The 21,800-nt window shown below is 68.7% G+C and carries 19 protein-coding genes; 8 read left to right on the forward strand and 11 right to left on the reverse strand.

Annotation, left to right across the window (positions count from 1 at the left end; translation table 11 throughout):
• Nucleotides 1-62: 62 nt before the first annotated feature.
• Both ACPCUW_RS14265 and ACPCUW_RS14270 read right to left on the reverse strand, forming a co-directional pair.
• A complete protein-coding gene (locus ACPCUW_RS14265; RefSeq protein WP_423425255.1) occupies nucleotides 63-812 on the reverse strand; it encodes a DUF2071 domain-containing protein in 750 nt (249 codons plus the stop codon).
• A gap of 14 nt (nucleotides 813-826) precedes the next feature.
• Nucleotides 827-1,162 carry a metalloregulator ArsR/SmtB family transcription factor gene (locus tag ACPCUW_RS14270; RefSeq protein WP_423425257.1) on the reverse strand — a complete coding sequence of 112 codons (336 nt, stop codon included), beginning with the start codon at nucleotides 1,160-1,162 and terminating at the stop codon, nucleotides 827-829.
• Between the two features lie 542 nt (nucleotides 1,163-1,704).
• On the opposite strand from ACPCUW_RS14270, the gene ACPCUW_RS14275 reads away from it, so the two are divergent.
• Nucleotides 1,705-2,679, forward strand: coding sequence for a hypothetical protein (locus tag ACPCUW_RS14275; protein ID WP_064910059.1), 975 nt, complete (start codon nucleotides 1,705-1,707; stop codon nucleotides 2,677-2,679).
• A gap of 151 nt (nucleotides 2,680-2,830) precedes the next feature.
• Nucleotides 2,831-3,643, forward strand: a complete 813-nt coding sequence (locus ACPCUW_RS14280; RefSeq protein ID WP_197039809.1) for an SAM-dependent methyltransferase — start codon at nucleotides 2,831-2,833, stop codon at nucleotides 3,641-3,643.
• A 26-nt stretch (nucleotides 3,644-3,669) separates the two neighbouring features.
• Here ACPCUW_RS14280 and ACPCUW_RS14285 read toward each other — a convergent pair whose 3' ends face one another.
• Nucleotides 3,670-6,843 (reverse strand): carboxyl transferase domain-containing protein, encoded by a 3,174-nt coding sequence (locus tag ACPCUW_RS14285; RefSeq protein WP_423425260.1) that lies wholly within the window; start codon nucleotides 6,841-6,843, stop codon nucleotides 3,670-3,672.
• 48 nt (nucleotides 6,844-6,891) lie between these two features.
• Here ACPCUW_RS14285 and ACPCUW_RS14290 point away from each other — a divergent pair, with 48 nt between their 5' ends.
• Together ACPCUW_RS14290 and ACPCUW_RS14295 are read left to right on the forward strand one after the other, a co-directional pair.
• Nucleotides 6,892-7,521, forward strand: coding sequence for a TetR/AcrR family transcriptional regulator (locus ACPCUW_RS14290; protein WP_063910942.1), 630 nt, complete (start codon nucleotides 6,892-6,894; stop codon nucleotides 7,519-7,521).
• A gap of 74 nt (nucleotides 7,522-7,595) precedes the next feature.
• Nucleotides 7,596-8,354, forward strand: a complete 759-nt coding sequence (locus ACPCUW_RS14295) for a MerR family transcriptional regulator (RefSeq protein WP_104362667.1) — start codon at nucleotides 7,596-7,598, stop codon at nucleotides 8,352-8,354.
• Here ACPCUW_RS14295 and ACPCUW_RS14300 read toward each other — a convergent pair.
• A complete protein-coding gene (locus tag ACPCUW_RS14300; protein WP_423425263.1) occupies nucleotides 8,344-9,297 on the reverse strand; it encodes an EamA family transporter in 954 nt (317 codons plus the stop codon). The genes ACPCUW_RS14295 and ACPCUW_RS14300 overlap by 11 nt on opposite strands.
• Before the next feature lie 33 nt (nucleotides 9,298-9,330).
• Nucleotides 9,331-10,005 carry an SDR family oxidoreductase gene (locus ACPCUW_RS14305; RefSeq protein ID WP_423425265.1) on the reverse strand — a complete coding sequence of 225 codons (675 nt, stop codon included), beginning with the start codon at nucleotides 10,003-10,005 and terminating at the stop codon, nucleotides 9,331-9,333.
• A 384-nt stretch (nucleotides 10,006-10,389) separates the two neighbouring features.
• On the opposite strand from ACPCUW_RS14305, the gene narJ reads away from it, so the two are divergent.
• Nucleotides 10,390-11,025 carry a nitrate reductase molybdenum cofactor assembly chaperone gene (gene narJ, locus ACPCUW_RS14310; protein WP_423425267.1) on the forward strand — a complete coding sequence of 212 codons (636 nt, stop codon included), beginning with the start codon at nucleotides 10,390-10,392 and terminating at the stop codon, nucleotides 11,023-11,025.
• Nucleotides 11,022-11,756, forward strand: coding sequence for a respiratory nitrate reductase subunit gamma (gene narI / locus ACPCUW_RS14315; RefSeq protein ID WP_393528275.1), 735 nt, complete (start codon nucleotides 11,022-11,024; stop codon nucleotides 11,754-11,756). Before narJ ends, narI begins: the two co-directional genes overlap by 4 nt.
• Before the next feature lie 55 nt (nucleotides 11,757-11,811).
• Here narI and ACPCUW_RS14320 read toward each other — a convergent pair whose 3' ends face one another.
• Nucleotides 11,812-13,125, reverse strand: a complete 1,314-nt coding sequence (locus ACPCUW_RS14320; protein ID WP_423425269.1) for a cytochrome P450 — start codon at nucleotides 13,123-13,125, stop codon at nucleotides 11,812-11,814.
• Between the two features lie 183 nt (nucleotides 13,126-13,308).
• Here ACPCUW_RS14320 and ACPCUW_RS14325 point away from each other — a divergent pair, with 183 nt between their 5' ends.
• Both ACPCUW_RS14325 and ACPCUW_RS14330 read left to right on the forward strand, forming a co-directional pair.
• Nucleotides 13,309-13,935, forward strand: coding sequence for a DUF308 domain-containing protein (locus ACPCUW_RS14325; protein ID WP_063019012.1), 627 nt, complete (start codon nucleotides 13,309-13,311; stop codon nucleotides 13,933-13,935).
• Between the two features lie 260 nt (nucleotides 13,936-14,195).
• A complete protein-coding gene (locus ACPCUW_RS14330) occupies nucleotides 14,196-14,804 on the forward strand; it encodes a DUF4232 domain-containing protein (protein ID WP_423425272.1) in 609 nt (202 codons plus the stop codon).
• 29 nt (nucleotides 14,805-14,833) lie between these two features.
• On the opposite strand, the gene ACPCUW_RS14335 is transcribed toward ACPCUW_RS14330, so the two are convergent.
• From ACPCUW_RS14335 to nuoL, 5 genes are all read right to left on the reverse strand, one after another.
• Nucleotides 14,834-15,658, reverse strand: coding sequence for a cyclase family protein (locus ACPCUW_RS14335; protein ID WP_423425274.1), 825 nt, complete (start codon nucleotides 15,656-15,658; stop codon nucleotides 14,834-14,836).
• A 37-nt stretch (nucleotides 15,659-15,695) separates the two neighbouring features.
• On the reverse strand, nucleotides 15,696-16,517 hold the full coding sequence (locus ACPCUW_RS14340) for an SAM-dependent methyltransferase (RefSeq protein WP_423425276.1): 822 nt from the start codon (nucleotides 16,515-16,517) through the stop codon (nucleotides 15,696-15,698).
• Nucleotides 16,518-16,627: 110 nt separating this feature from the next.
• A complete protein-coding gene (gene nuoN, locus ACPCUW_RS14345) occupies nucleotides 16,628-18,253 on the reverse strand; it encodes an NADH-quinone oxidoreductase subunit NuoN (protein WP_423425278.1) in 1,626 nt (541 codons plus the stop codon).
• On the reverse strand, nucleotides 18,250-19,899 hold the full coding sequence (locus ACPCUW_RS14350) for an NADH-quinone oxidoreductase subunit M (protein ID WP_423425280.1): 1,650 nt from the start codon (nucleotides 19,897-19,899) through the stop codon (nucleotides 18,250-18,252). Before ACPCUW_RS14350 ends, nuoN begins: the two co-directional genes overlap by 4 nt.
• Entirely contained in the window at nucleotides 19,896-21,800 is a 1,905-nt protein-coding gene (gene nuoL, locus ACPCUW_RS14355; RefSeq protein ID WP_423425282.1) for an NADH-quinone oxidoreductase subunit L, read from the reverse strand. The genes ACPCUW_RS14350 and nuoL overlap by 4 nt, the downstream gene beginning before the upstream one ends.

Consider the following 21,800-nt stretch of genomic DNA (forward strand, 5'->3'; position numbering starts at 1 on the left):
GGTCGGGTTGTGTCCGCTTGTCGCGGGCGGAAGAGATTCGTGGCGCGGCCGCCGCAGAGCAGTTATTCCGGATGTGCGCTTTCCCCCGCCGGCACGGAGCCGGCATCGACCCGCAGGGGCGGAAGCGGGCGCCAGGACACCGGCACCTGGCGCATGAGCAAGGCGCAGTCGAGCACTGCGGTGCCGGGCGGGAACCGGTCCCGGTCGTCGAAGACCGTGGACCGAACCGAGCAGACCTCGACCGGCTCGACGTGCCACGAGTTCGTCTGGAGCTCGAGCCCATCGAGGCATCGACCGCCACGCGTGGCCGAGAATCCGGCAGAGCCATGCCGAAAGAAGTCCGATGCCTGCGCCAGATCGGCGAACAGTTCGCTTCCCTGGAACCGCTCGGCGGTCCGGACATCCACGCTCACGGAGAGGGACCCGTCATGACTGGCGAAGGCCACATGCAGGTCCTGCGTCGTCTCCCGCACGTCGAACCGCGCCAGACTGTGCTCACCCGGAAACAGTCGGCCACCGGCAAGGACATTGATCACCGAGCCGCTGTCGCGACGCGAGATGTACGCACCGGTCGAGCGCCCCTGCGGACCATCCCACTCAACCGCGACGCGATGTGCCGCGTTCTCGCTGCGCAGCCCGATCCAGCCGGGTAGCCGACTGGGTCGCAACTGCCCCAGGCGGATCAGGCAGATTCCGGCAACCGCCCAGCCGCCGACCAATTGAGGCCGCATCGGCGACGGCACCAAGCTCGCGGCAGCCTCAGGGTCGACGCGGTAGTTCACCAGAAGGCGTCGCTCGACGACGCTGGACATCCGCGGAGGTCTCATCAGGTTCCCCTGTTCTCGGTGGTTCGGGGTCTGCGCTGTCTGACGATGACCTGCTCCGGGCAGATCGCGCTCAGGAACCTGCCGACACACAAAGCCAGTCGTTCCTCGACAAGCGAGTAGAAGATGCGATTGCCGGCTCGTCGCTCTCGGACGAGCCCGGCTGCCTTGAGTACGCCCAGATGCCGGGAGATCGACGGACCGCTGATCGGAAACTTGGCGGCGATTTCCCCTGCGGTCAACTCGCCGAACCGCAAATCCTCGAGGATCTGTCGGCGCGTGGGGTCGGCCAGCGCGCGGAACACTCCGGCTTCCTCTTCAGGCCCGATCTCGGTCATATTCGGAGTTTAGCACTATAGCTAAATAGCGAACGACGACAGCACTCCAGCCGTCAGATCACATGGCGGTCAGGGTGTTCGGCGAACTGCTGGTTCGTCAGTGGAGCAGCGCACGTATCCAACGCGGAAAGGCCGATTGGTACGGCCGTACCGCCGAGCACAGTTTTCGGCGGGTTGCGTTGTAGTTACGTTTAGTTGAGTGCGACCAAACGTAAACGTAAAAGCCGGAGGGGATTTCGGAGCGAAGCGCAGGGCTGACCTCCGATAAGGTTCACTTATCGGAGGTCAGCAAAGTATGGGATCCGCTGGCGCTTCCCAGTTTTCGTTTCGTGTCATTCCGTTGTATCCAACGAAACAAACGTTACGATTCCCGTGTGTCGAGCATCTGTAACTACCCCGGCTGTACGCGCACCATCACCCGCGGCGGGACTCCGGGACGGCCGTCGGAATATTGCGACCATCCCGATCACACGCGATGGCGGGCATGGCGGGAGCGACAGCGTCGTCAGCAGGAGGGTGAGGGGACGGAGACGAACGTCACTGTGACGCAACCAGGTCCGGTGACCGCCGCCCGGTTGCGAGCCGACGAGATGCTCACTCAGTTCCGGACTCTGGCCGACCAGCTGAGCAACACGCTGTCGGTTGCCGTGGCCGAATTGTCGACCCTGGCCGACCCTTCGGTGGCCGAGGCGCAGGTCCAAGCCGTGCAGGCCGATGCCGCGCGGCGCATCGCGGAGGCCGAGGTCGCCACCGTGGCAGCGGAGAAGGCGCGGCGCGAGGCCGAAGACGCCCGCGACGCAGCGGAATCGGCGGCCGAAGACGCCGCCGCGGCCGCCGAGACGGCCGAAGCACGTATCGCGGAGGCACTCACCGCACGCGACGACGCACTGCGGGAAGTGCAGCGCGTCAGCAAACAGGCGGCTGACGACGTATTCGCCGCACGCACCGAGGCCGACGCCGAGATCCGCGCGGTTCGCGCGCAGTGCGCGCACGACGTCGACGAGGCGCGGCGGCAGGCCGCCGAGCAAATCGAATTGGCGCGCACCACGTTCACCGCGGAACTCGAACAGGTGCGTCGCGACAGTGCCCAGCGCATCACCGCCGCCGGCGCCGAACGTGACCTGGCCGTCCAGCGCGCCGCCGACGCCGAACGCGCCATCGAACGCGCCGAATCGGCCGTCGCGGAACGAAACCGGACCCTGGAGGAGACCAAGGCGGAATTGGCCCGCGCCCGCGGCGAGATCGACCGGATGCGGGCGGAGGCGAATGCGGCACAACAGCGTGCCGCCGACGATATCGCCGCCGTGCGTGCCGAAGCCGCCGCGGCCGCAGAACACGTCGCGCAGCAGACCGCGGCCCGGCTCGCGGCGGTCGAGGACGCGCGCCGCCAGACCCTGGCCCGGGCCGAACGGGCCGAGGCGCAACTCGACGCCGAACTGTCGCGGCGGACCGGCACGCGCACCGCGCGGGAGAGCGAATCAGGCACTGGCGCACCAGAAATGGCCGATCCCCGCTGACGTGGTGATCAATCACGCAATCAACCGGCGACAGGCTTGGAAACCACGCCGAGACCGAGTCGATCGTCGGCTTCGGTGGGGGCCGACCGCTATGCTCGACAACTAATCAGCCACGGCTGCGACGGGCGTCGTGGGAATCGAGAGGTGACAAGTGAACGACGACGCCATGCGAGCGCGGCAAGCAAGGCCGAGCGTGGCACGGGTATACGACTACATCCTCGGCGGACGGGACAACTACGGAGTCGACCAGAACCTCGCGGACTACTTCATCGACTTCCTGCCCGGTTCCGAACAGGTCGCGATCACCGCTCGCGCGGCCACGCTGCGCGCCGTACGCAGCATGTGCGCCAATGGAATTCGCCAATACATCGATCTGGGATGCGGACTGCCCACCACCGAGAACGTGCACGACGTGGTGCGCCGCCAGCATCCCGACGCGCCGATCGTCTACGTCGACAACGATCCCTTCGTCGTCGCCCACGGCCGCGCGCTGCTGTCGGTCGACGATCGGATCGCGGTGCTGGGTCGTGACCTGTGCCAGGTCTCCGACATCGCCGACCATGCCGACGTCCAGCGGCTGATCAACTTCGACGAGCCGGTGGGCCTGCTGTTCGGGGTCGTGCTGGCTTTCGTGGAGGACAACGAGAATCCCGCCGGTGTGGTCGGCGACTGGGCCGCCCGTGTTCCGGCTGGCAGTCAGGTCTACATCTCCCATTTCCGCTCCGGGCACAACCGCGAGACCAACACCACCGAGCGGAAGGTGCTCGACGCCTTCGGGCGCGGTCGCTGGCGCAACGACGACGAGATCGAGGCGCTGTTCGGCGACCTGGAACTGATCGATCCGGGCCTGCAGCCGTGCGCGCGCTGGTGGCCGCGCTCGGCCGCCGAGGATTCCGGCAGTGGCCGCGAACTCAGCGTGTGGGAGCAACTGATCGTCGCCGGACTGGCCCGCAAATCCGCCTGAGCCGCACCGGGATCGGCACCCGCGCGTCAGCGCAGGGTGCCGATCCAGCGGCGCGTCTGCGCCGGATCGATGACGTCGTCGAGTTCGAGCACCGTCGCGGCGGTGAGCGCCTTCCCGCTCTCGTAGGCGGCGCGGACCAGATTGTCGAATGCGGTGGCCCGCTGCACCGGATCCTCGACCGCCGCGAGTTCCTTCGCGAACCCCAGCCGTACGGCTCCCTCCAGACCCATTCCACCGATTTCCCCGGTGGGCCAGGCGATGACGAACCGCGGGGCGCGAAACGATCCGGCCGCCATCGCCTGCGCACCCAATCCGTAGCCCTTGCGCAGAATGACGGTGCCCCACGGCACCGACATGGCGGCCGCGTCGATGAACAGGCGGCTGAACTTCGTGACGGTGGCATGGGTTTCGGCCTCCGGCCCGACCATGAAACCCGGTGTGTCACACAGCGATACGATGGGCAGTCCGTGTGCGTCGCACAGTCGCAGGAAGGCGCTGAGCTTGTCGGCCGCCGGGGCGTCGATGGCGCCGCCCAGGTGATGGCAGTCGTTGGCGATGAGCCCGAAAGCCCTGCCCTCCACGCGGATCAGCGCGGTGACCACGCCCGCGCCCCAATCGCGGCGCAATTCCAAGACCGAATCGGTGTCGGCGACCGCGGCGACGGCCGCGCGGATGTCATAGGCGCGCAGCCGGTCCTGCGGCACCACATGACGGGCCAGCCGCGGGTCCGGCTCCTCCCACGTGTCGAGGGCCCCTTGGAAATAGCCGAGGTAGTCACGCGCGATCGCCACCGCCTCGGCCTCGTCGCCCGCGACGATGTGCACCACACCGTTGCGGCGCTGCACCCGCACGGGCCCGATCTCTTCCGGTGCGTAGACCCCCAGGCCACCGCCCTCGATCATCGCGGGCCCGCCCATGCCGATATTGGCGTCCGGCGTGGCGATGACGACATCGCACATGCCGAGCAGCGCGGCATTTCCGGCGAAGCAGCGCCCGGACACGATACCGATCAGCGGGACCGTGCCCGAGAGGGCGGCCATCGCGCGGAAAGTCGTCACGTCCAGACCCGAGATACCCGAGTGATCGGTGTCGCCGGGCCGGCCGCCGCCGCCCTCGGTGAAGAAAACCACCGGAAGTCGTTGTTCGCGTGCCAGTTCCAGCATGCGGTCGGTCTTGGCGTGATTGCGCATGCCCTGGGTACCGGCCAGCACCGTGTAGTCGTAGGACATCACCACCGCCCGGGCGCGATCGTGACCGAATCGTCCGGCGTTGACGGTCGCCACGCCCGCGACGAGCCCGTCGGCCGGCGTATTCGCGATGAGATCCTCGATACTGCGCCGGGAACGCTGCGCCGCCACCGCCAGCGCCCCGTATTCGACGAAACTGTCGTCGTCGACCAGATCGGCGATGTTCTCGCGGGCGGTGCGACGCCCCAGCCGGTGTCGCTTGGCCACCGCCTCCGGGCGTGCGTCGTCGAGTCCGGCACGGTGGCGGGCCCGCACCTCCGCGAGATCCTCGCGTTCGGCGTCGAGGTCCACGGCGGTGAGGTCGGCGTGTTCGCCGTCGTGGTCCGCGTCGTCCCACACCAGCAGTGCCGCATGCGGATCCACGACCGTCGCGGGTTCGGCCAGCACCCGCACCACTCGCAACGACTGTCCGGCGCGGACCACGTGATGCATCTTCATCGCCTCCACGACGGCGACCTCGGCGCCCGCGGCCACCACCGTGCCGGGTTCCACCACGCTGATGACCGTGCCACCCAGGGGTGAGCGCAAGACTTGCTCGCCGTCGTCGAACTGCTCCGCCGGGGCCGGGGCACCGGCCGCGGGCGGTGTCGGCGGGGGAGCCGATTCCTCGGCCCGGCGCGCCAATTCGGCGCTGTGGCGTTCGAACCACAGCGTGTCGACCGTGGTGTCGCCGGGCAAGGCGTCGAGGACGGCGCGCTGCAGGGCGACCGTAGTGTCGACGCCGTCGATCGTGGTTTCGGCCAGCGCGTCGGCGGCGCGCCGCAGCGCCGCCGGACAGGTCGGTCCGCGCGCGATGATCTTGGCCAGCAGTGAATCGAAGCCGGCGCCCTGACGCATCCCGCTGTAGGCGGCGGTGTCGACGCGCACACCGGATCCGGTCGGGGGAGTGAACCGGGTGAGCACGCCGGTACTGGGCAGCACATCGCCTGTCGCGCTGAGAATTTCGGCATTGACACGCACCTGCACCGCATATCCGCGGGAGGCGTGCGACAGCGCGAGATCGTCCAGTGTGTGGCCCTGAGCGAGGTCGAACTGTACGGCCACCAGATCCAGGCCCGTCACCTCCTCGGTGACGGTGTGCTCGACCTGCAGCCGCGGATTGACCTCGAGGAACCACGCGGTGTCGCCGCGCACCAGGAATTCGACCGTGATCACGCCACGACAACCGACCGTTTCGGCCAGCCGTACCGCCTCGGCATGCAGGTGCTCGCGCATATCCGGCGCGAGCGAGGGCGCGGGCGCGATCTCGATCAATTTCTGGCGGCGCCGCTGCACGCTGCAATCGCGATCGCCGACCGCGACCGCGCGCGAACCGTCGGCGACGATCTGCACCTCGATGTGGCGGGCGTGTTCGACCAACGCCTCGGCGTAGACGGTGTCGTCACCGAAACCCGCGCGAGCCTCGGCGCGGCAGTGGGCGTAGGCCTGCGCCAGTTCCTCGCGACGGCGCACCACGCGCATCCCGCGTCCGCCGCCACCGGCCGTTGCCTTGATCATCACGCCTTCGGGGTGAGCGAGGAGGAGGGCCTCGATCTGCTCGGGCCCGGCGGCGCCGGCGGTCGCGGGCAGCACCGCGACACCGGCCTGTTCCGCGGCACGCCGGGCCGCCACCTTGTCGCCGAAGGTCCGCAGCACCTCCGGAGCCGGCCCGGCGAACACCAGTCCCGCTGCCGCGCATGCGGCGGCGAAATCGGCGCTCTCGCTGAGGAATCCGTAGCCCGGATGTACCAGCGCGCCCGGCCCCGCACTGCCGGCGGCCGCGACGACGGCGTCGATGTCGAGGTAGGCCGCGGCGCCCGAGCCCGGCAACCGGACCGCCTCGTCGGCCAGCCGCACCGGCATCGCGTCCGGCTCGTCCGCCGTCGACAACGCCCACGTGCCGTAGCCGCGCTCTCGCGCCGTTCGCAACACACGGACCGCCACTTCACCTCGGTTCGCCACCGCCACCTGCATGCCGCCAGTCTGATTGACATTGACGTCAACGTCAATATGCTGGACGGTATGACCTCGTCGTGGAGTGTGCGAGCGGCCCGGGAGCGCTCGGATACCGACCGGCATCGGGCCCTGCTCGATGCCGCGGCCGACGTTTTCATCGAACGCGGCTACGCGGCGACGACGGTGGCCGCGATCACCGCCCGGGCCGGTGTCTCCCGCGCGACGCTGTATGTCTACTTCGCCTCGAAGGACGAGATCTTCCACGCGCTCGCCACCCGGGTTCGCGACGAATTCCTCGCCGCCCAGGAACCCGAACTGGCCGATTCCGATCCGCGAGAGATGTTGCGCGCCACCATAGAATCGTTCGCCGAGGCGGTCCTGCACGCCGGCCCGCTGCTGCGGTTGATCGAAGAGCGCGGCGCCGTCGACCCCGAGATCGGCGAGCTGGCCGCCGAAATCTCCGAACGTCCGATCCGCCGCTTCGCCCGCTACCTGGACCGGGAACACCGTGCCGGGACCGTCACCCCCGCGGCGCCGGTTCGCGTGGTCGCCGAAACAGTCGGCTATGCGCTGACCAGTGGCATGCTCGCCCGCCGGGCCGATCCGGCGCCCGAACGCGCCCGGTATCTCGCCGAGATGCGGCAGATCGCCGAAACCCTGCTCGGGCTGCGCCCGGCCGCCGAATTTTCGGCTTGACCTTCACGTTACGGCAACTTCTACCGTCGAAGACGAGGCCGGAGCGACCGGCCTCAGGACAGATGGGAAGCACCATGAGCTGGTCGATCGCGGAGGTGGCGAAGATGTCGGGAGTCACCGCCCGCACCTTGCGCCACTACGACGACATCGGTCTGCTCACCCCGGCTCATGTGGGCAGCAACGGCTATCGCTACTACGACGAGCAGAGTCTGTTGCGGCTGCAGCAAATCCTCGTGCTGCGCGAGCTGGGGCTCGGTCTCGCCGAGATCGCCGAGGCGGTCGACTCCGAACCGGACACGCTGGCGGCGCTCAAACGCCAGTACGCCCGGCTGCTCGCCGAACGCGACCGGCTGGGACGGATGGCCGAGACCGTGGCGCGCACCATCGCCGAACTCGAAGGGAACAAGGAGATGTCAGTGCAGATCAACCGCCCGGAAAATCTGTTCGCGGGCTTCGACCACACGCAGTACGACGACGAGGCCAGGGAGCGCTGGCCCGAACAGTTCGAGCAGTCGCGGCAGGCGACCGCAGATATGACCGCCGAGGACGTCGAGCGCATGCAGCGGGAACTGACCGCGGCGATGATCCGGATGGCCGAATTCATGGCCGCCGGAACACCGGTCGAGGATGCGGCGGTACAGGCCGAAATCCACGCTCAGTACGAGGGGATTCGCCGTTTCTGGACCCCGAACCGGAGCGCGTACACCTGCCTCGGCCAGATGTATGTCGACGACGAACGGTTCAAGGCGAACTACGAGCGGATCGCGGCCGGATTGGCCGAATACCAGCGCGACGCGATGGCCGTCTACGCCGAGCAGCGGCTCACCGACTGATCGGTGTAGTTACGGCCGCCTCGCCGCGGCGCACGATGAGCACGCCGGTGAGGACCAGCACGCCGCCGAGCAACTGGGCGGGGTGCGGGGCCTCACCGAGCAGCGCCCACGCGACGATCAGGGCCGCCACCACTTCGAGCAGCCCCGTGAACGCCGCCGCCCGGGAGCCGAGCAGGCGGGTGGCGGCGATGCCGGCGACGTAGGCGAGGGCAGCGGTCACGGTGCCGAGGATCGCGATCGGCAGCCACCACGGCATCGTGACACCTTGATACACAACGGGATTCGCGGTGGCTCGCAGCGGAAGGACGCCCGTCGCTCCGGCGGCGAGCAGTCCGAGTCCGCCGACGAGCAGCCCACCGGTGGCCAGGACGGTTCCCGGCAAGGTGCCGTGGCCGTGCGCCGAGAGCAGGAAGTACACCACCCCGCAGGCCATGGCCAGCAGCGCCCAGCAGATGCCGATCCAGTCGGTGGCCGCGCCCGACCGCAGATCGATCACGAAGAACAACCCGGTGAGGCCGAGGAAAGCTCCGGCCACCGTCGGCCCGGCCGGACGTTGCCGGCGACGCAGCCACAACCAACCGACCACCGCGATCGGCGAGGTGTACTGGATCAGCAACGCCATCCCCACCGCCAGACGCGATACGGCGGTGAAATACGCCAGCTGCACTCCGGCGATCGCCACCAGCCCGTAGCTGAGGATCAGAGCCGCGTTGCCGCGCACCGACTTCCAGTTGTTGCGCAGTTCGACGGCCGCGATCGGTACGAGCGCCGCGGCGCCGACCAGGACGCGCACGATCACCACCGCCGCGGAACTCCAGCCGGCGTTCATCAGGCCGCGCGCCAAGGGGCCCGAGAGTGCGAACGACACCGCCGACACCACCGCGCACCCCGTGCCCGAACCCAGCCGGTCCCTGGCGGTGACCTCGGGCGCGATCCTCGACATGCCCGAGAACGCTAGGCCGGGCGGCGTCGGCTGTCACACGGTTTTGCGCGGGGTGGTCGCGGCCACCAGTTCGGCCACCGCGTCGGCGACAGGAGTGCTGCCGCCGGTGAGCTCGACGATGACCCGGTTCAGTGCCGGTTCGTGCAGAGCCGCGTCGATGAAGGCGGCGACGTCCTCGCGGGAGACCGAACCGTATTCGATGGCCAGGCCGGCGGTGACGGTGCCGGACCCCGGATCGTCGAGCAGCGTTCCCGGACGCACGATGAGCCAGTCCAGCGCGGTGTGGGTCAGATGGACATCCGCGGACTTCTTCACCCGCATGTAGTGCTCGAACCCTTCCGAGGTTTCGCGGTCGCGCCCGGCATCGGGGAATACCGACACCAGCACGAAGCGCGAGACGCCCGCCTGCGCGGCGGCCGCGGCGGCCTTCTCCAGTCCGGCGCCGTCGATGGCGGTGGTCTTGTCGGGGCCGGTGCCGTGCGCGCCCGCGGAGAACACCACCGCGTCGTGCCCGGCGATCTCGGCCGCCAATTTCTCCACCGTGTCGTGGATCAGATCGCCGGTCACCGGCGTCGCCCCGGTCGCCGCGACGGTCTCGGCCTGTTCGGGATTGCGATGCATACCGGTGACCTGGTCACCGCGGTCCGCGAGCCGTTGCGCGAGGCGGCGGCCCACGCCGCCCGCCGCGCCGATCTGGAATACCTTCACGAGCGATCACCTCTCTGTCGGCGAGTGCGGTCCACTGCCGATTGTGGACTCCGCGCCGAAACGTCCCGCGCCCGGGTGCGCGATGGCACGGCATGCTGGGTGATCGCTGCTCGTCACCGATTTCGACTCCGTATCCGTTGTCGCCGAAATACGACGATTGCCAATGATTAGCGATTGCGGTGCCAGTGTGCGTGTGACGGGGTGAGGCGATCGCGCGGGACGCCGCGATCCGGGCGAGAGGCGGGCAGATGGCACGTACCGCACGCGGGGACGGCGCGGCCCTGGATTCCGAAGTGACGGCGGCGCTGATTCGCAGCTCAACTGGGACGGACGCGGGCGCCCGGAAGGCCTGTTACCGCGGCGCCGGGGCGGGAGGCACCGCACATGACCCGCACGACGACACGCTGCGCGGCGTGGCAGATCCAATCGCTGCTGCTCGGCTATCCCGATGCGGCGCTGCTGGATTCGCTGCCGCTGCTCACCCGGGCCACGGCGGCGCTGCCGGTGGCAGTCGGCGCACCCGTGCGTCCGCTGCTGTCCCACCTCGCGAGTACTCCGCCGATGTTGCTGGGCGGCGAATACGTCGACACCTTCGACCACCGCAAACGGTTCAGCCCCTATCTCACCTACTTCTCCCACGGCGACACCCGTAAACGCGGGATGGCGTTGCTGCGCCTCGAGCAGCTCTACCGCCGCGCCGGGTGGCAACTCGACGACGCGGAACTTCCCGACCATCTGGCGGTCGTACTCGAATTCGCCGCCACCGAACCGGAAGCCGGCCTGCGGGTACTCACCGACCATCGCGCCGGTGTGGAGGTGATGCGAGCAGCCCTGCGCGAGTACGGATCCCCCTGGGCCGGGGTCCTGGATTCGGTCTCGGCCACCCTGCCGCCGCTGCGTGGCAGCGACAGCGAGGCCGTCGCCCGGCTCATCGCCGCCGGCCCGCCCGGTGAGGAGGTCGGCACCGAACCGTTCGCACCGCCCACCTACATGCCGACGCCGATCGGAGGCCGCCGATGACCGTGAGCGCGACCGATGTGCTGCTGTGGGTGGCGGTGCCGTACGCGGCGCTGGCGATCTGCGTGGTGGGGCTGATCTGGCGCTACCGCTACGACAAATTCGGCTGGACCACCCGCTCCTCGCAGCTGTACGAGAACCGGCTGCTGCGGCTGGGCAGCCCGCTGTTCCACTACGGCATCGTGTTCGTCTTTCTCGGTCACGTCCTTGGCCTGGTGATCCCACAGTCGTGGACCGAGGCGGTCGGTATCGGCGAAAACACCTATCACATCGTGTCGTTCAGCCTCGGCGCCGTCGCCGGCATCGCGACCGTGGCCGGGCTGGCCATCCTGATCTACCGCCGACGCACCGTGGGTTCGGTGTTCTCCGCGACCACCCGCAACGACAAGATCATGTACGTACTGCTGGGCGTGACTCTGGTGCTCGGGCTCGCCGCCACCGTCTACGGCAATGCGACCGGCAATCCACACAACTACCGCACCGACGTCTCGCCGTGGTTCCGGTCGCTGTTCTACCTCGATCCGCACCCCGAACTGATGGCCGCGGCGCCGCTGGGCTTCCAGCTGCACGCCCTCTCGGCCTGTGCGTTGTTCGCGTTCTGGCCGTTCAGCCGGCTCGTCCACGTGTTCTCGGCGCCCGTCGGCTATCTGACGCGGCCCTATCTGGTGTATCGCAGTCGGGACGTGTCGCTCGGGGCGCACCGGCCGCCGCGCGGCTGGGAACGAGTGCAGTAGCGGGCCGGAGTGCCGCGGGATCTACGGAATCGGCGCTGCGGGATCGGTTGTGGGATCAGAGCGTGCCCGGATGCGGTCGCAGCAGCACCGGCGCACCGTGGGCGGGCACATTGGTGATGTTGCGGATGCGGCCGCGTTCATGGGTGCGCACGGGCGCCAGGGCGAATCGGCCCAGCACTTCCGACAGCACCGCCGTGCCCTCCATGAGTGAGAATCCGGCGCCGATACAGCGACGCACACCGCCACCGAACGGCAGCCAGGTGTTGGCTGCCACACTGCCGTCGAGAAAGCGTTCGGGACGGAAACTTTCGGGTTCGGGATGATTGTCCGGATTCGCATGCGCCAGCACGATCGAGGTCTGCACGACGGTGCCGCGGGGCAGGGTGTACCCGCCGATCGTCGTTTCGCGCGTGAGCCGGCGCAGTGTGCCGCCGATGACCGGATGGCGGCGCATCGCCTCCTTGAGCACCGCTTCCAGATATTTGTCGTCGCCCTCGGCGGCCGCGCGGCGCGCCCGCTGCTGCACCTCGGGATGGGCGGCCAATTCGAACATCGCCCACGACAGCGCCGACGCGGTGGTTTCGTGCCCGGCCAGCAGCAGGGTCACCAACTGATCGCGCAGTTCGGCATCCGAGAGCGGCTCGTCGCCGGCCTCCGCGCCCACCGCGAGCAACCCGGCCAGCACGTCGGCGCGCTCACCGGGATCCGGCTCGTCGCGCCGGCGCGCGATCTCCTCGTAGAGCAGCGCGTCGATCGCATTCTTGTTGTCGGCGAAACGCTTCCACGGGCCGAAACGCTGCAGCCGATGCCATTTCCAGCCCAGGAAGATCAGCGGGCCGACATCGACCAGGTACCGCAGCCGCGGCGCGAGCTCGGCACGTCCGCGCTGCTCGCTGATGCCGAACACCACCTGCATGATCACATCGAGTGTCAGTTCGTTCATCCGTGGCAGCGTCACCAGCGTGGTATCCGGCTGCCACTGGTCGATGTGGTGTTTGGCGATAGCCTCGACCAGGTCGCGGTAGCCGCGCAGCGCCGAGCCGGTGAACGCCGGCATCAGCAGCCGGCGGGCTCGCGCGTGCTCGTCCTCGTCGGTGAGCAACAGCGAATGCTGTCCCATCACCGGCTCCAGCACCCGATTGCCTTCGCCGGCATGCAGATCCGCCGGGGCGCCGGCGAAGATCTCGCGGATGTGTTCCGGACGCGAGAACACCACCAGATTCTCGGCATACGGTGCGATCATGCGCATCGTGTAGACATCGCCGTAGCGGCGTGAGGCCACCCCGGCGAACCAGCCCCGCCACTTCGCGTGCAACAGCGTCTGCGCCACCCGCGGCAGCCGGGGACCCGGCGGGAACACAGTGGTCATGGGGCTACCTCCCGACGGTCCGCGGCGGTGCGAGATCCGATATCCACCCCACGGTAGCCCGGTAACCGTTACCGGACCACACATGTTCCATGAGCAGTGGGCGGCTGTCCGATAGCTGGATCGGCCGGGCCGAACCCGGGAAATTGCGCAGGGTGCACCGTCCGGGGCCATATCATCGGGGCCATGCCCACCTTCCGAGCGGCCGGACGCAGGGATGTCTTCGCTGGTGATGCCTGGCACCTGGCGTGCGCGATCGGCTGTGCGTCGATCACCGTCGGGGTGATTCTGCTCGTTTGGCCCGATAAGTCCGTTCCGGTAGCGGAACTATTGCTCGGAACGACCCTGCTGCTGACCGCCGCCTGGCAGTTCACGGTCGCCTTCCGCGCGCGCATCCGCGGCGGGCTCAAGGCGCTGGAATTCGGGACCGGGGCCCTGTCGGTGCTGCTGGCGCTGTGGTGCATGCGCAGCGGTGACTGGGTGGCGTTGCTGGCGATGTGGGTCGGCATGGGATGGATGATCCGCGGGATCGTGCAGGCGATCGTCGCGGCCTGGTCGGAGGACCTGCCGAAGCCGGGCCGGCGTGAGGGCTACGGCCTGGCCACACTGCTGGCCGGGCTCCTCGTGCTGGTGTGGCCGATCGACACCGTCGCGGCCCTGTCGGTTCTGGTCGGCGTCTGCCTGATCCTGCTCGGCGCGATGGAGATCCGCATGGCCGTCCGCGTCCGCCGTCCCGAACGCGGCGGCGACCAGGTGGGGGTGCGCGGCCTGCTCGGACCGCGCGCGCAAACCCCCGTCCGGGCCGCGGATTAGGGTCGGGACATGGCTGTCGTTCACCACACCACCCTCGAGCCCGGCAAACTCGAACTGCTCACCGCACCGTCGAGGTGTCCGCCGCCGATCCGGAAACGCCGAACGCGGTGCGCGTCAATCGGGTTCCCTCGCCGTCGGCCGTCTCCGCGCCTGGGTGGGTCCGGGTGAGCTGGACCGATGCGGAGGGCGCGCGACGGCGGGGGTAGTGCCGGAGGTAGCGGTGAACTGAGCGCGCACGCGTGCGATCGGAAGGAGTCGAGGTGAGATTCGGCAGATACGGATATCGGACGGCTGCGGTGGTGGTGCTCGGCGCGGCCGCCGCCACCACCCTCGCCGGTTGTGCGCAACGTGATTCCGGGACCGCACCCTCCGCGCGACCGGCCACCGAAACGCCTGCCGCGCAGTCGCCTTCGCCGCAGCACACCCCCACACCGGGGCCCACCACCACCGCGGCCGTCGCGGCGTGCCGGCCACGCCAGCTGGACATCACCGCCCACACCCTCTCGCCGGGGATGATGCATCGCGGCGTCGAACTGAGCTTCGCCCTCGCCGCCGACACCCCGCCCTGCACGATTGGCGGCTATCCCGGCGTCGACACCGACGAGGGCGGCCCGGTCCTGCACGCCCGACGCACCCCGCGCGGATACATGGGTGGCCTTCCCCGCGACGACGACACTCCACCCGTCGTCACGGTGCTGCCCGGTCGCCCCGCCCGCGCGGTCGTGGAAGGCTCCGCGATGGGCCCGGCCGGCGAGGACTGCCCGCTGTACACGAGTCTCGATGTGACAGCTCCCGATTCGACCGACACACGCACGGTGCACACCACCATCGACACCTGCGCCCTGGAGGTGCATCCGGTCACCGGCTGAGGCGATTCGAGCACGCGGGATGCCGGGCCTCAGGTGTAGGCGAGCATTCGGCACGGTCGGCCCGTACCGCCGATGTGTTCGGGCGCGCCGACCACGACGGTGGCACCGGTCGGCGGGACCGAGCCGAGATTGGCCACCATCTCCACGCCGTAGCGACCGCCGCCGAGGAAGGCGGTGTGTGCGCCGTAGTCGGGATCGGCCGCATGGTCGAGGCTGAGTGTATCCACCCCCGCGCCGACGATATCGCGCTGGCGCACAAGGTAATCCGCGGCCTCGGCGCAGAAGCCGGGCGCATGCGGGGTGCCCTGGACGTCGAGGTTGACGAAGGCCGCCGGATGCGCGAGCCGGCGTTCCCACCCGGAGAACATGGCGACGAAGGCCCGGGGCGGAATACGGCCGTAGATTCGCTCGAACGCATCGATGTCGTCGATCGTGACCGTCGCGTCGACATCGAACGCCGCCTTCGCGCTGATGTCGATCACGATGAGCGGAGCCACCAGATCACGCACCGAGAAGGTGCCGCCCGACGCCCCGCCGGAGGCGCGGCGCAGCGGCGCATCGACATGGGTTCCGGTGTGCTCCCACAGCGCGATCGTGTTCTGGTCGAAACCGCCCAGCGCATGCCATGCCACCGGAACCATCGCGAACGGCGGATTGCCCGGCCACATCGGCGTATTCGGGCCCACCGGATGGGTGAGATCGACGACGGCTCCGGCGCGAGGGCGTGCGACGGGTGCGGTGGCCGCCACCGCCAGCGCCGCGAGGCCGGCCGCGCCCGCCAACGCGCGCCGCGACGGGGCCGTCGCGAAATCGGCACCGTCGTGGGCGATCCGGACGATCCGAGGTGCGCACATGGTGCCCGGAAGCTTAGTGCCCCGCGACGTATGACCGCTACGACTTACGGGCCAGGGCGCATGCGATCAGTTGTTCCCACAGCGTGGGTTCGCGCTCGGCGGGGCCGATGCGCGAGACCGAGGCGTCGGCTTCGGCGGGCCGCCACCGGGCGCAGATCTCCAGCCCCGGCTCGAGCACCTCGAGATCGCCGAACAGATCGAGGATCTCCTCGTCCGAACGCCAGCGGCCACGCCCGAAGGTCGCCTGGAGCTTCTCCTCCGCGGCCTGCGTCTCCTCGTTGAAGCCGGAGCGGAAATGCGAGATGTAGATCTGTGAGCCCACCGGAATCCGGTCGGTCCACCACTTCACCAGGTCGGCCGGATTCTCGTCGTTGTTGAGGTGGTGCAGGATCGCGCTGAAGATCACCGCCACCGGCTCGTCGAAATCGATCAGCCGCCGCAGGTCCGGATGGGAGAAGATGGCCTCCGGATCGCGCAGATCCGCGTGGATGACCGTGGTGTTGTCGTCGGCGGACAGCAGGGCGCGACCATGGGCCAGCACGATCGGATCGTTGTCCACGTACACCACGCGCGCGGTGTCGAGGTGACGCTGCGCGACCTGATGCACGTTGTCGACGGTCGGCAACCCGCTGCCCATATCGATGAACTGGCGCACACCGGATTCGGCGATATCGGCGACCGCGCGAATCATGGCCTGCCGATTGGCATAGGCGATGGCGACCGAACCGGGTAGATCGTTGATGAAGTAGTCACCGACCTTGCGGTCGACGGCGTAATTGTCGCGCCCGCCCAGCAGATAGTCGTACACGCGGGCGATGCTCGGCTTCGATTGATCCACCTGTGCGGCGCTGTCGGTCATGACACCAGTTTCTGTGCGCGGAGGTTGTCGTCGGACTCGATCCTAGAGCCACCGTTGACGTTTCGGTGCGGCCTCGACGAGAACCGTTGTCCCCGAAGCGGCCTCCGGCATCATCCGCTGACGAATCCGACCGCGCGGTTCGCCAGGTCGAGCAGCGGTTGCGGCACGATACCCAGCGCCAGGGTGGCGGCGCCGGTGACGATGACGACCATCGTGGTCACCGGCGCGGTGACCACGGCGGGCGGCGCCTCCGGGGGATCGGTGAAGAACATCTGCACGATGACGCGAATGTAGAAGAACACGGCGATCGCACTCGAGATCACACCGACGATCACCAGATACGCCGCATGTCCGGAGGCGGCCGCCGAGAACACCGCGAATTTCCCGACGAAGCCACTGGTCAGCGGAATGCCCGCGAACGACAGCAGAAACAACGCGAAAACCGTTGCCAGCCATGGTGAACGGCGGCCGAGCCCGGCCCACGCCGACAGTGCGGTGGCCTCGTCTCCCACGCGGTCGCGCACCAGCGTGACCACCGCGAACGCGCCCACCGTGCTCACGCCGTAGACGGCCAGATAGAACAGCACCGACGAGACCCCGTCGGAATTGGCCGCCACCAGCGCGGTGAGAATGAAGCCGGCGTGCGCGATGGAGGAGTAGGCGAGCATGCGCTTCACATCGGTCTGAGTGACGGCGAGAATCGCGCCCAGCACCATCGTGGCCACCGCCACGGCGCCCAGGATCGGACGCCAGTCCGCACTCAGTCCCGGCACCGCGACCTGCAGGATGCGCAGTAGAGCTCCCACTGCCGCGATCTTGGTCGCCGCGGCCATGAACGCGGTCACCGCGGTCGGCGCCCCCTGATACACATCGGGCACCCACGACTGGAACGGCACGGCGCCGATCTTGAACAGCAACCCCACCGCCAGCATCGCCACCCCCAGCACCGCAAGGGTTTTCGAGCCGGAATCGCGCGCCACGGCGTCGGCGATCCCGGAGAGGCGGACCGTGCCGGCGTAGCCGTACAGCAGCGCCATCCCGTACAGGAAGAACGCCGAGGCGAACGCGCCCAGCAGGAAGTACTTCAGCGCCGCCTCCTGCGACAGCAGCCGACGCCGCCGCGCCAGCCCGCACAGCAGATACAGCGGCAGCGACAGCACCTCGAGAGCGACGAACATCGACAGCAGATCGTTGGACGCGGGAAACAGCAGCATGCCACCGACCGCGAACAGAGTCAGCGGAAACACCTCGGTGGTGGTGATGCCGGCCCGCGCCGCCGCGATCTCGTCCGAACTGCCCGGCACCGCCGCGGCCTGCGGAGTGAAGGCGTCGACGACGACCGCACCGGAAGCCTCCGCGGCCGCCCGGCTCCAGCTCCCGGGGCCCTCCCGGCTTTCGCGCGCCAGCCGCGGTTCGATGCCGCGTTCGGCCATCAGCGCGACCGCGAGAATCGCCACCACCAGGATGGTGCCCTGCAGCATCAGCGTCACGTTGTCGACGGCGACCGCGCCGACGGCCACCGTGGCATGAGTGCCGGCGAGCGCGATCACGGCCACCAACGCCGCCACCAAACCGCCCAGCGCGAGCACCAGATGGACCGGATAGCGCCACGACCGGGGCAGGAACGCCTCGGCGATCACCCCGGCGACGGCCACACCGAAGACGACGAGCATCGGTGCCAAAGCGTGATATTCGATCGAAGGAGCCGGAACCGTCGCGGCCAGAAGCTGATTCACCGGTGGTTACCTCCGCTCGGAGTGGTCGCGGCCGGTACGGTCGCGGCATCCGGCGCGACCGTGGGCGCCGGATCGTGTTTGCCGATGGTGGTGAGCGTGCCGGCCACCGCCGGATTGATCCGGTCGAGAACCGGTTTCGGATACGCGCCGAGGACCAGCAACGCCACCAGCAGCGGCACCACGACCAGCAGTTCGCGCGGCAGCAGATCCTGCAATCGCTCATTGCCCTTGCGGACCGGTCCGGTCATCATGCGCTGGTACATCCACAGCACGTACAGCGCCGCCAGCACCAGTGCGCCGGTGGCGAACACGGCCGCCACCGGATAGCGGGTGAACGTGCCGGCCAGGACGAGGAATTCGCTCACGAACGGCGCGAGGCCGGGCAGTGAGAGCGTCGCCAGGCCCGCGATCAGGAAGGTGCCCGCCAGTACCGGCGCCACCTTCTGTACCCCGCCGAATTCCGCGATCACCCGAGTTCCGCGGCGCGACACCAGGAATCCCGCGATGAGGAACAGCGCCGCGGTCGAGATGCCGTGGTTGACCATGTACAGCGTCGCACCCGACCCGCCTTGATTGGTCATCGCGAAGATGCCGAGGATGATGAAGCCGAAATGCGAGATCGAGGTGTAGGCGATCAGGCGCATCACATCGGTCTGCCCGATGGCCAGCAGCGCGCCGTAGAGGATGCCGATCACCGCCAGCACGCTGATCATCGGCGCGTAGGTGGTCGAGGCGGCCGGGAACAGCAGCAGGCAGTAGCGCAGCATGCCGAAGGTGCCGACCTTGTCGACCACCGCCATCATCAGTACCGCGCTCGCCGGTGTGGCCGACACCGCCGCGCCGGGCAGCCAGGTATGCAGCGGCCACAGCGGCGCCTTCACCGCGAAGGCGAACATGAAGCCGAGGAACAGCGCGTTGAGCACGGCCGGACCGGCGCCGAGCTGCCCGGAATTCGCCGCCGCCGTGACCGCCCGGAAATCGAAGGTGCCACCCGCACCGCCGAGATGCGCCCGTGCGGTGAGTACGTAGAGCCCGATCACGGCGGCCAGCATGATCAGGCCGCCGAACAGGTTGTACAGCAGGAATTTCACCGCCGCGCGCGAACGCTGCTGCCGCAGTGCCAGTTCCGCGGCCGCCGATTCACCGCCGCTGGTACGGGGCCCGAATCCGCCGATGAGGAAATACATCGGGATCAGCATGACCTCGAAGAACACGTAGAACAGCAGGATGTCGAGCGAGACGAACGAGATCAGCACCATCGACTCGACGATCAGGGTGAGCGCGACGTAGATGTGCGCGACCCGCCGCCCGCCGCCCGCTTCGCGGTCGTCCTTCCATCCGGCGAGGATCAGCAGCGGCACCAGTGCGGCGGTCAACAGCAGCAGCACCAGCGCGATGCCGTCGACGCCGAGGGTGTAGCCGGCGCCGAAAGCCGGTATCCAGCGGTGTGATTCGACGAGTTGGTATTGCGGGCCGCCGGGATCGAACCGCACCGCGACCACGATCGCGACGGCCAAGGTGGCCAGCGACAACACCAGTCCGGTCACCCGGGCCATCGTGCGCCGGCCGGCCGGAACGACCAGCACGACGACGGCGCCGGCCAGAGGCAGCACCCACAGTGTGGTCAGCCAGGGATACTCCGTCACAGCAACCTCACCGCCAGCAGGGCCGCGACCACCAGGGCCGCGCCGGTGAACATGGACAGGGCGTACGAGCGCACGAAACCCGTTTGCACGCGCCGGATTCGCGCCGACAGGCCGCCGATCACCGCGGCCGTGGTGTTGACGATGCCGTCGATACCGCGGTTGTCGAGGAAGACCAGCGAGCGGGTCAGGTGGGTGCCCGGACGCATGAACGCGGCTTCGTTGAACGCGTCGCCGTACAGATCGCGGCGAGCCGCGACGGTCAACGGTGTGACCTCCTGCGGGGCGGTGCGCGGCACCGGCCGTCGCGCGTACTGGCGGTAGGCGACCGCGACACCGATCGCGACCACGACCAGCGCGGCCACGGTGACCGCCCACGCCGGCACGACGCTTTCGGCGTGTTCGGTGCCGACCACCGGTGCCAGCCAGTTCTGCAGCGACGATCCGAAGACGAACACTCCGCCGGAGAACACCGAGCCGATCGCCAGCACGATCATCGGGCCGGTCATCACCGCGGGGGCTTCGTGCGGATGCGGCTGAGGCTCGGAATCGTCAGCAGCCCAACGCTTTTCGCCGAAGAACGTCAACAACATCACGCGCGTCATATAGAAGGCGGTGATCCCGGCGCCGAGCAGCGCGGCGGCGCCGAGGGTGATGCCGTTCGCGCCGCCGTAGCCGAACGCGGCCTCGATGATCCGATCCTTGGAGAAGAACCCCGCGAACGGCGGCACCCCGATGATCGCCAGATAGCCGAGCCCGAAGGTGACGAACGTGATCGGCAGGTACTTTCGCAGCCCGCCGTAACGGCGCATATCCGTCTCGTCGTTCATCGCGTGCATGACCGATCCGGCGCCGAGGAACAATCCGGCCTTGAAGAAGCCGTGGGTGAGCAGATGCATGATCGCCACGGCATATCCGGCCGGCCCCAGTCCGGCGGCCAGCACCATATAGCCGATCTGACTCATCGTGGACGCCGCCAGCGCCTTCTTGATGTCGTCCTTCGCACAGCCGATCACGGCGCCGAACAGCAGCGTCACCGCGCCCACCACCAGCACGCCCGCGCGCGCCGCCGGGGCCGCGTCGAAGATCGCGTTCGACCGCGCGATCAGATACACACCCGCGGTCACCATGGTGGCGGCGTGGATGAGGGCCGACACCGGAGTCGGGCCTTCCATCGCGTCGCCGAGCCAGGACTGCAGCGGCACCTGCGCGGATTTGCCGCACGCGCCGAGCAGCAACAGCAGGCCCAGAGCGGTGAGGGTGCCTTCGCTCGCCTGCGGGACACCGGCGAACACGTGCCCGAAATCGACCGAACCAAAGGTGGCGAACATCAGGAACAGCGCGATCGCCAGCCCCATGTCGCCGACGCGGTTGACCACGAAGGCCTTCTTCGCCGCCGCGGCCGCGGACGGCTTCTCGTGCCAGAACCCGATCAGCAGATACGAGGCCAGGCCCACGCCCTCCCAGCCGAGATAGAGCACCAGATAGTTGTCGGCCATGACGAGGATCAGCATCGCGGCCAGGAACAGATTGAGGTAGGCGAAGAACCGCCGCCGCGCCGGATCGTGGCTCATATAGCCGACCGAGTAGATGTGGATCAGCGAGCCGACGCCGGTGATCAGCAGGACGAAACACATCGTCAGCTGATCGAGTTGCAGCGAGAACTCCGCCTGCAGTCCGGCCACCGGTATCCAGCTGAAGAAGTTGTGTGACACCGCTCGATCGGCGCCGGCGCGGCCGAGCATCTCGGCGAACGCCCAGACCGCCACGCCGAACGAGGCGACCGCGGTCGCGCAGCCCAGCCAATGCCCCCAGCGGTCGCTCAGGTGTCCTGCCAGCAGCAGGATCAGCGCGCCGGCGGCGGGGAGGGCCGGCAGCAGCCAGAGCAGATTCCCGGTACCCAC

It is taken from the genome of Nocardia sp. AB354 (assembly GCF_049538315.1).
Classification (GTDB): domain Bacteria; phylum Actinomycetota; class Actinomycetes; order Mycobacteriales; family Mycobacteriaceae; genus Nocardia; species Nocardia nova.

Excerpts from the sequence above, each read along its gene's own strand:
- ACPCUW_RS14265 (WP_423425255.1), bottom strand. The coding sequence starts at position 812 with ATGTCCAGCGTCGTCGAGCGACGCCTTCTGGTGAACTACCGCGTCGAC.
- ACPCUW_RS14270 (WP_423425257.1), bottom strand. The coding sequence starts at position 1,162 with ATGACCGAGATCGGGCCTGAAGAGGAAGCCGGAGTGTTCCGCGCGCTG.
- ACPCUW_RS14285 (WP_423425260.1), bottom strand. The coding sequence starts at position 6,843 with ATGCAGGTGGCGGTGGCGAACCGAGGTGAAGTGGCGGTCCGTGTGTTG.
- ACPCUW_RS14290 (WP_063910942.1), top strand. The coding sequence starts at position 6,892 with ATGACCTCGTCGTGGAGTGTGCGAGCGGCCCGGGAGCGCTCGGATACC.
- ACPCUW_RS14295 (WP_104362667.1), top strand. The coding sequence starts at position 7,596 with ATGAGCTGGTCGATCGCGGAGGTGGCGAAGATGTCGGGAGTCACCGCC.
- ACPCUW_RS14300 (WP_423425263.1), bottom strand. The coding sequence starts at position 9,297 with ATGTCGAGGATCGCGCCCGAGGTCACCGCCAGGGACCGGCTGGGTTCG.
- narJ (WP_423425267.1), top strand. The coding sequence starts at position 10,390 with ATGACCCGCACGACGACACGCTGCGCGGCGTGGCAGATCCAATCGCTG.
- narI (WP_393528275.1), top strand. The coding sequence starts at position 11,022 with ATGACCGTGAGCGCGACCGATGTGCTGCTGTGGGTGGCGGTGCCGTAC.
- ACPCUW_RS14320 (WP_423425269.1), bottom strand. The coding sequence starts at position 13,125 with ATGACCACTGTGTTCCCGCCGGGTCCCCGGCTGCCGCGGGTGGCGCAG.
- ACPCUW_RS14325 (WP_063019012.1), top strand. The coding sequence starts at position 13,309 with ATGCCCACCTTCCGAGCGGCCGGACGCAGGGATGTCTTCGCTGGTGAT.
- ACPCUW_RS14335 (WP_423425274.1), bottom strand. The coding sequence starts at position 15,658 with ATGTGCGCACCTCGGATCGTCCGGATCGCCCACGACGGTGCCGATTTC.
- ACPCUW_RS14340 (WP_423425276.1), bottom strand. The coding sequence starts at position 16,517 with ATGACCGACAGCGCCGCACAGGTGGATCAATCGAAGCCGAGCATCGCC.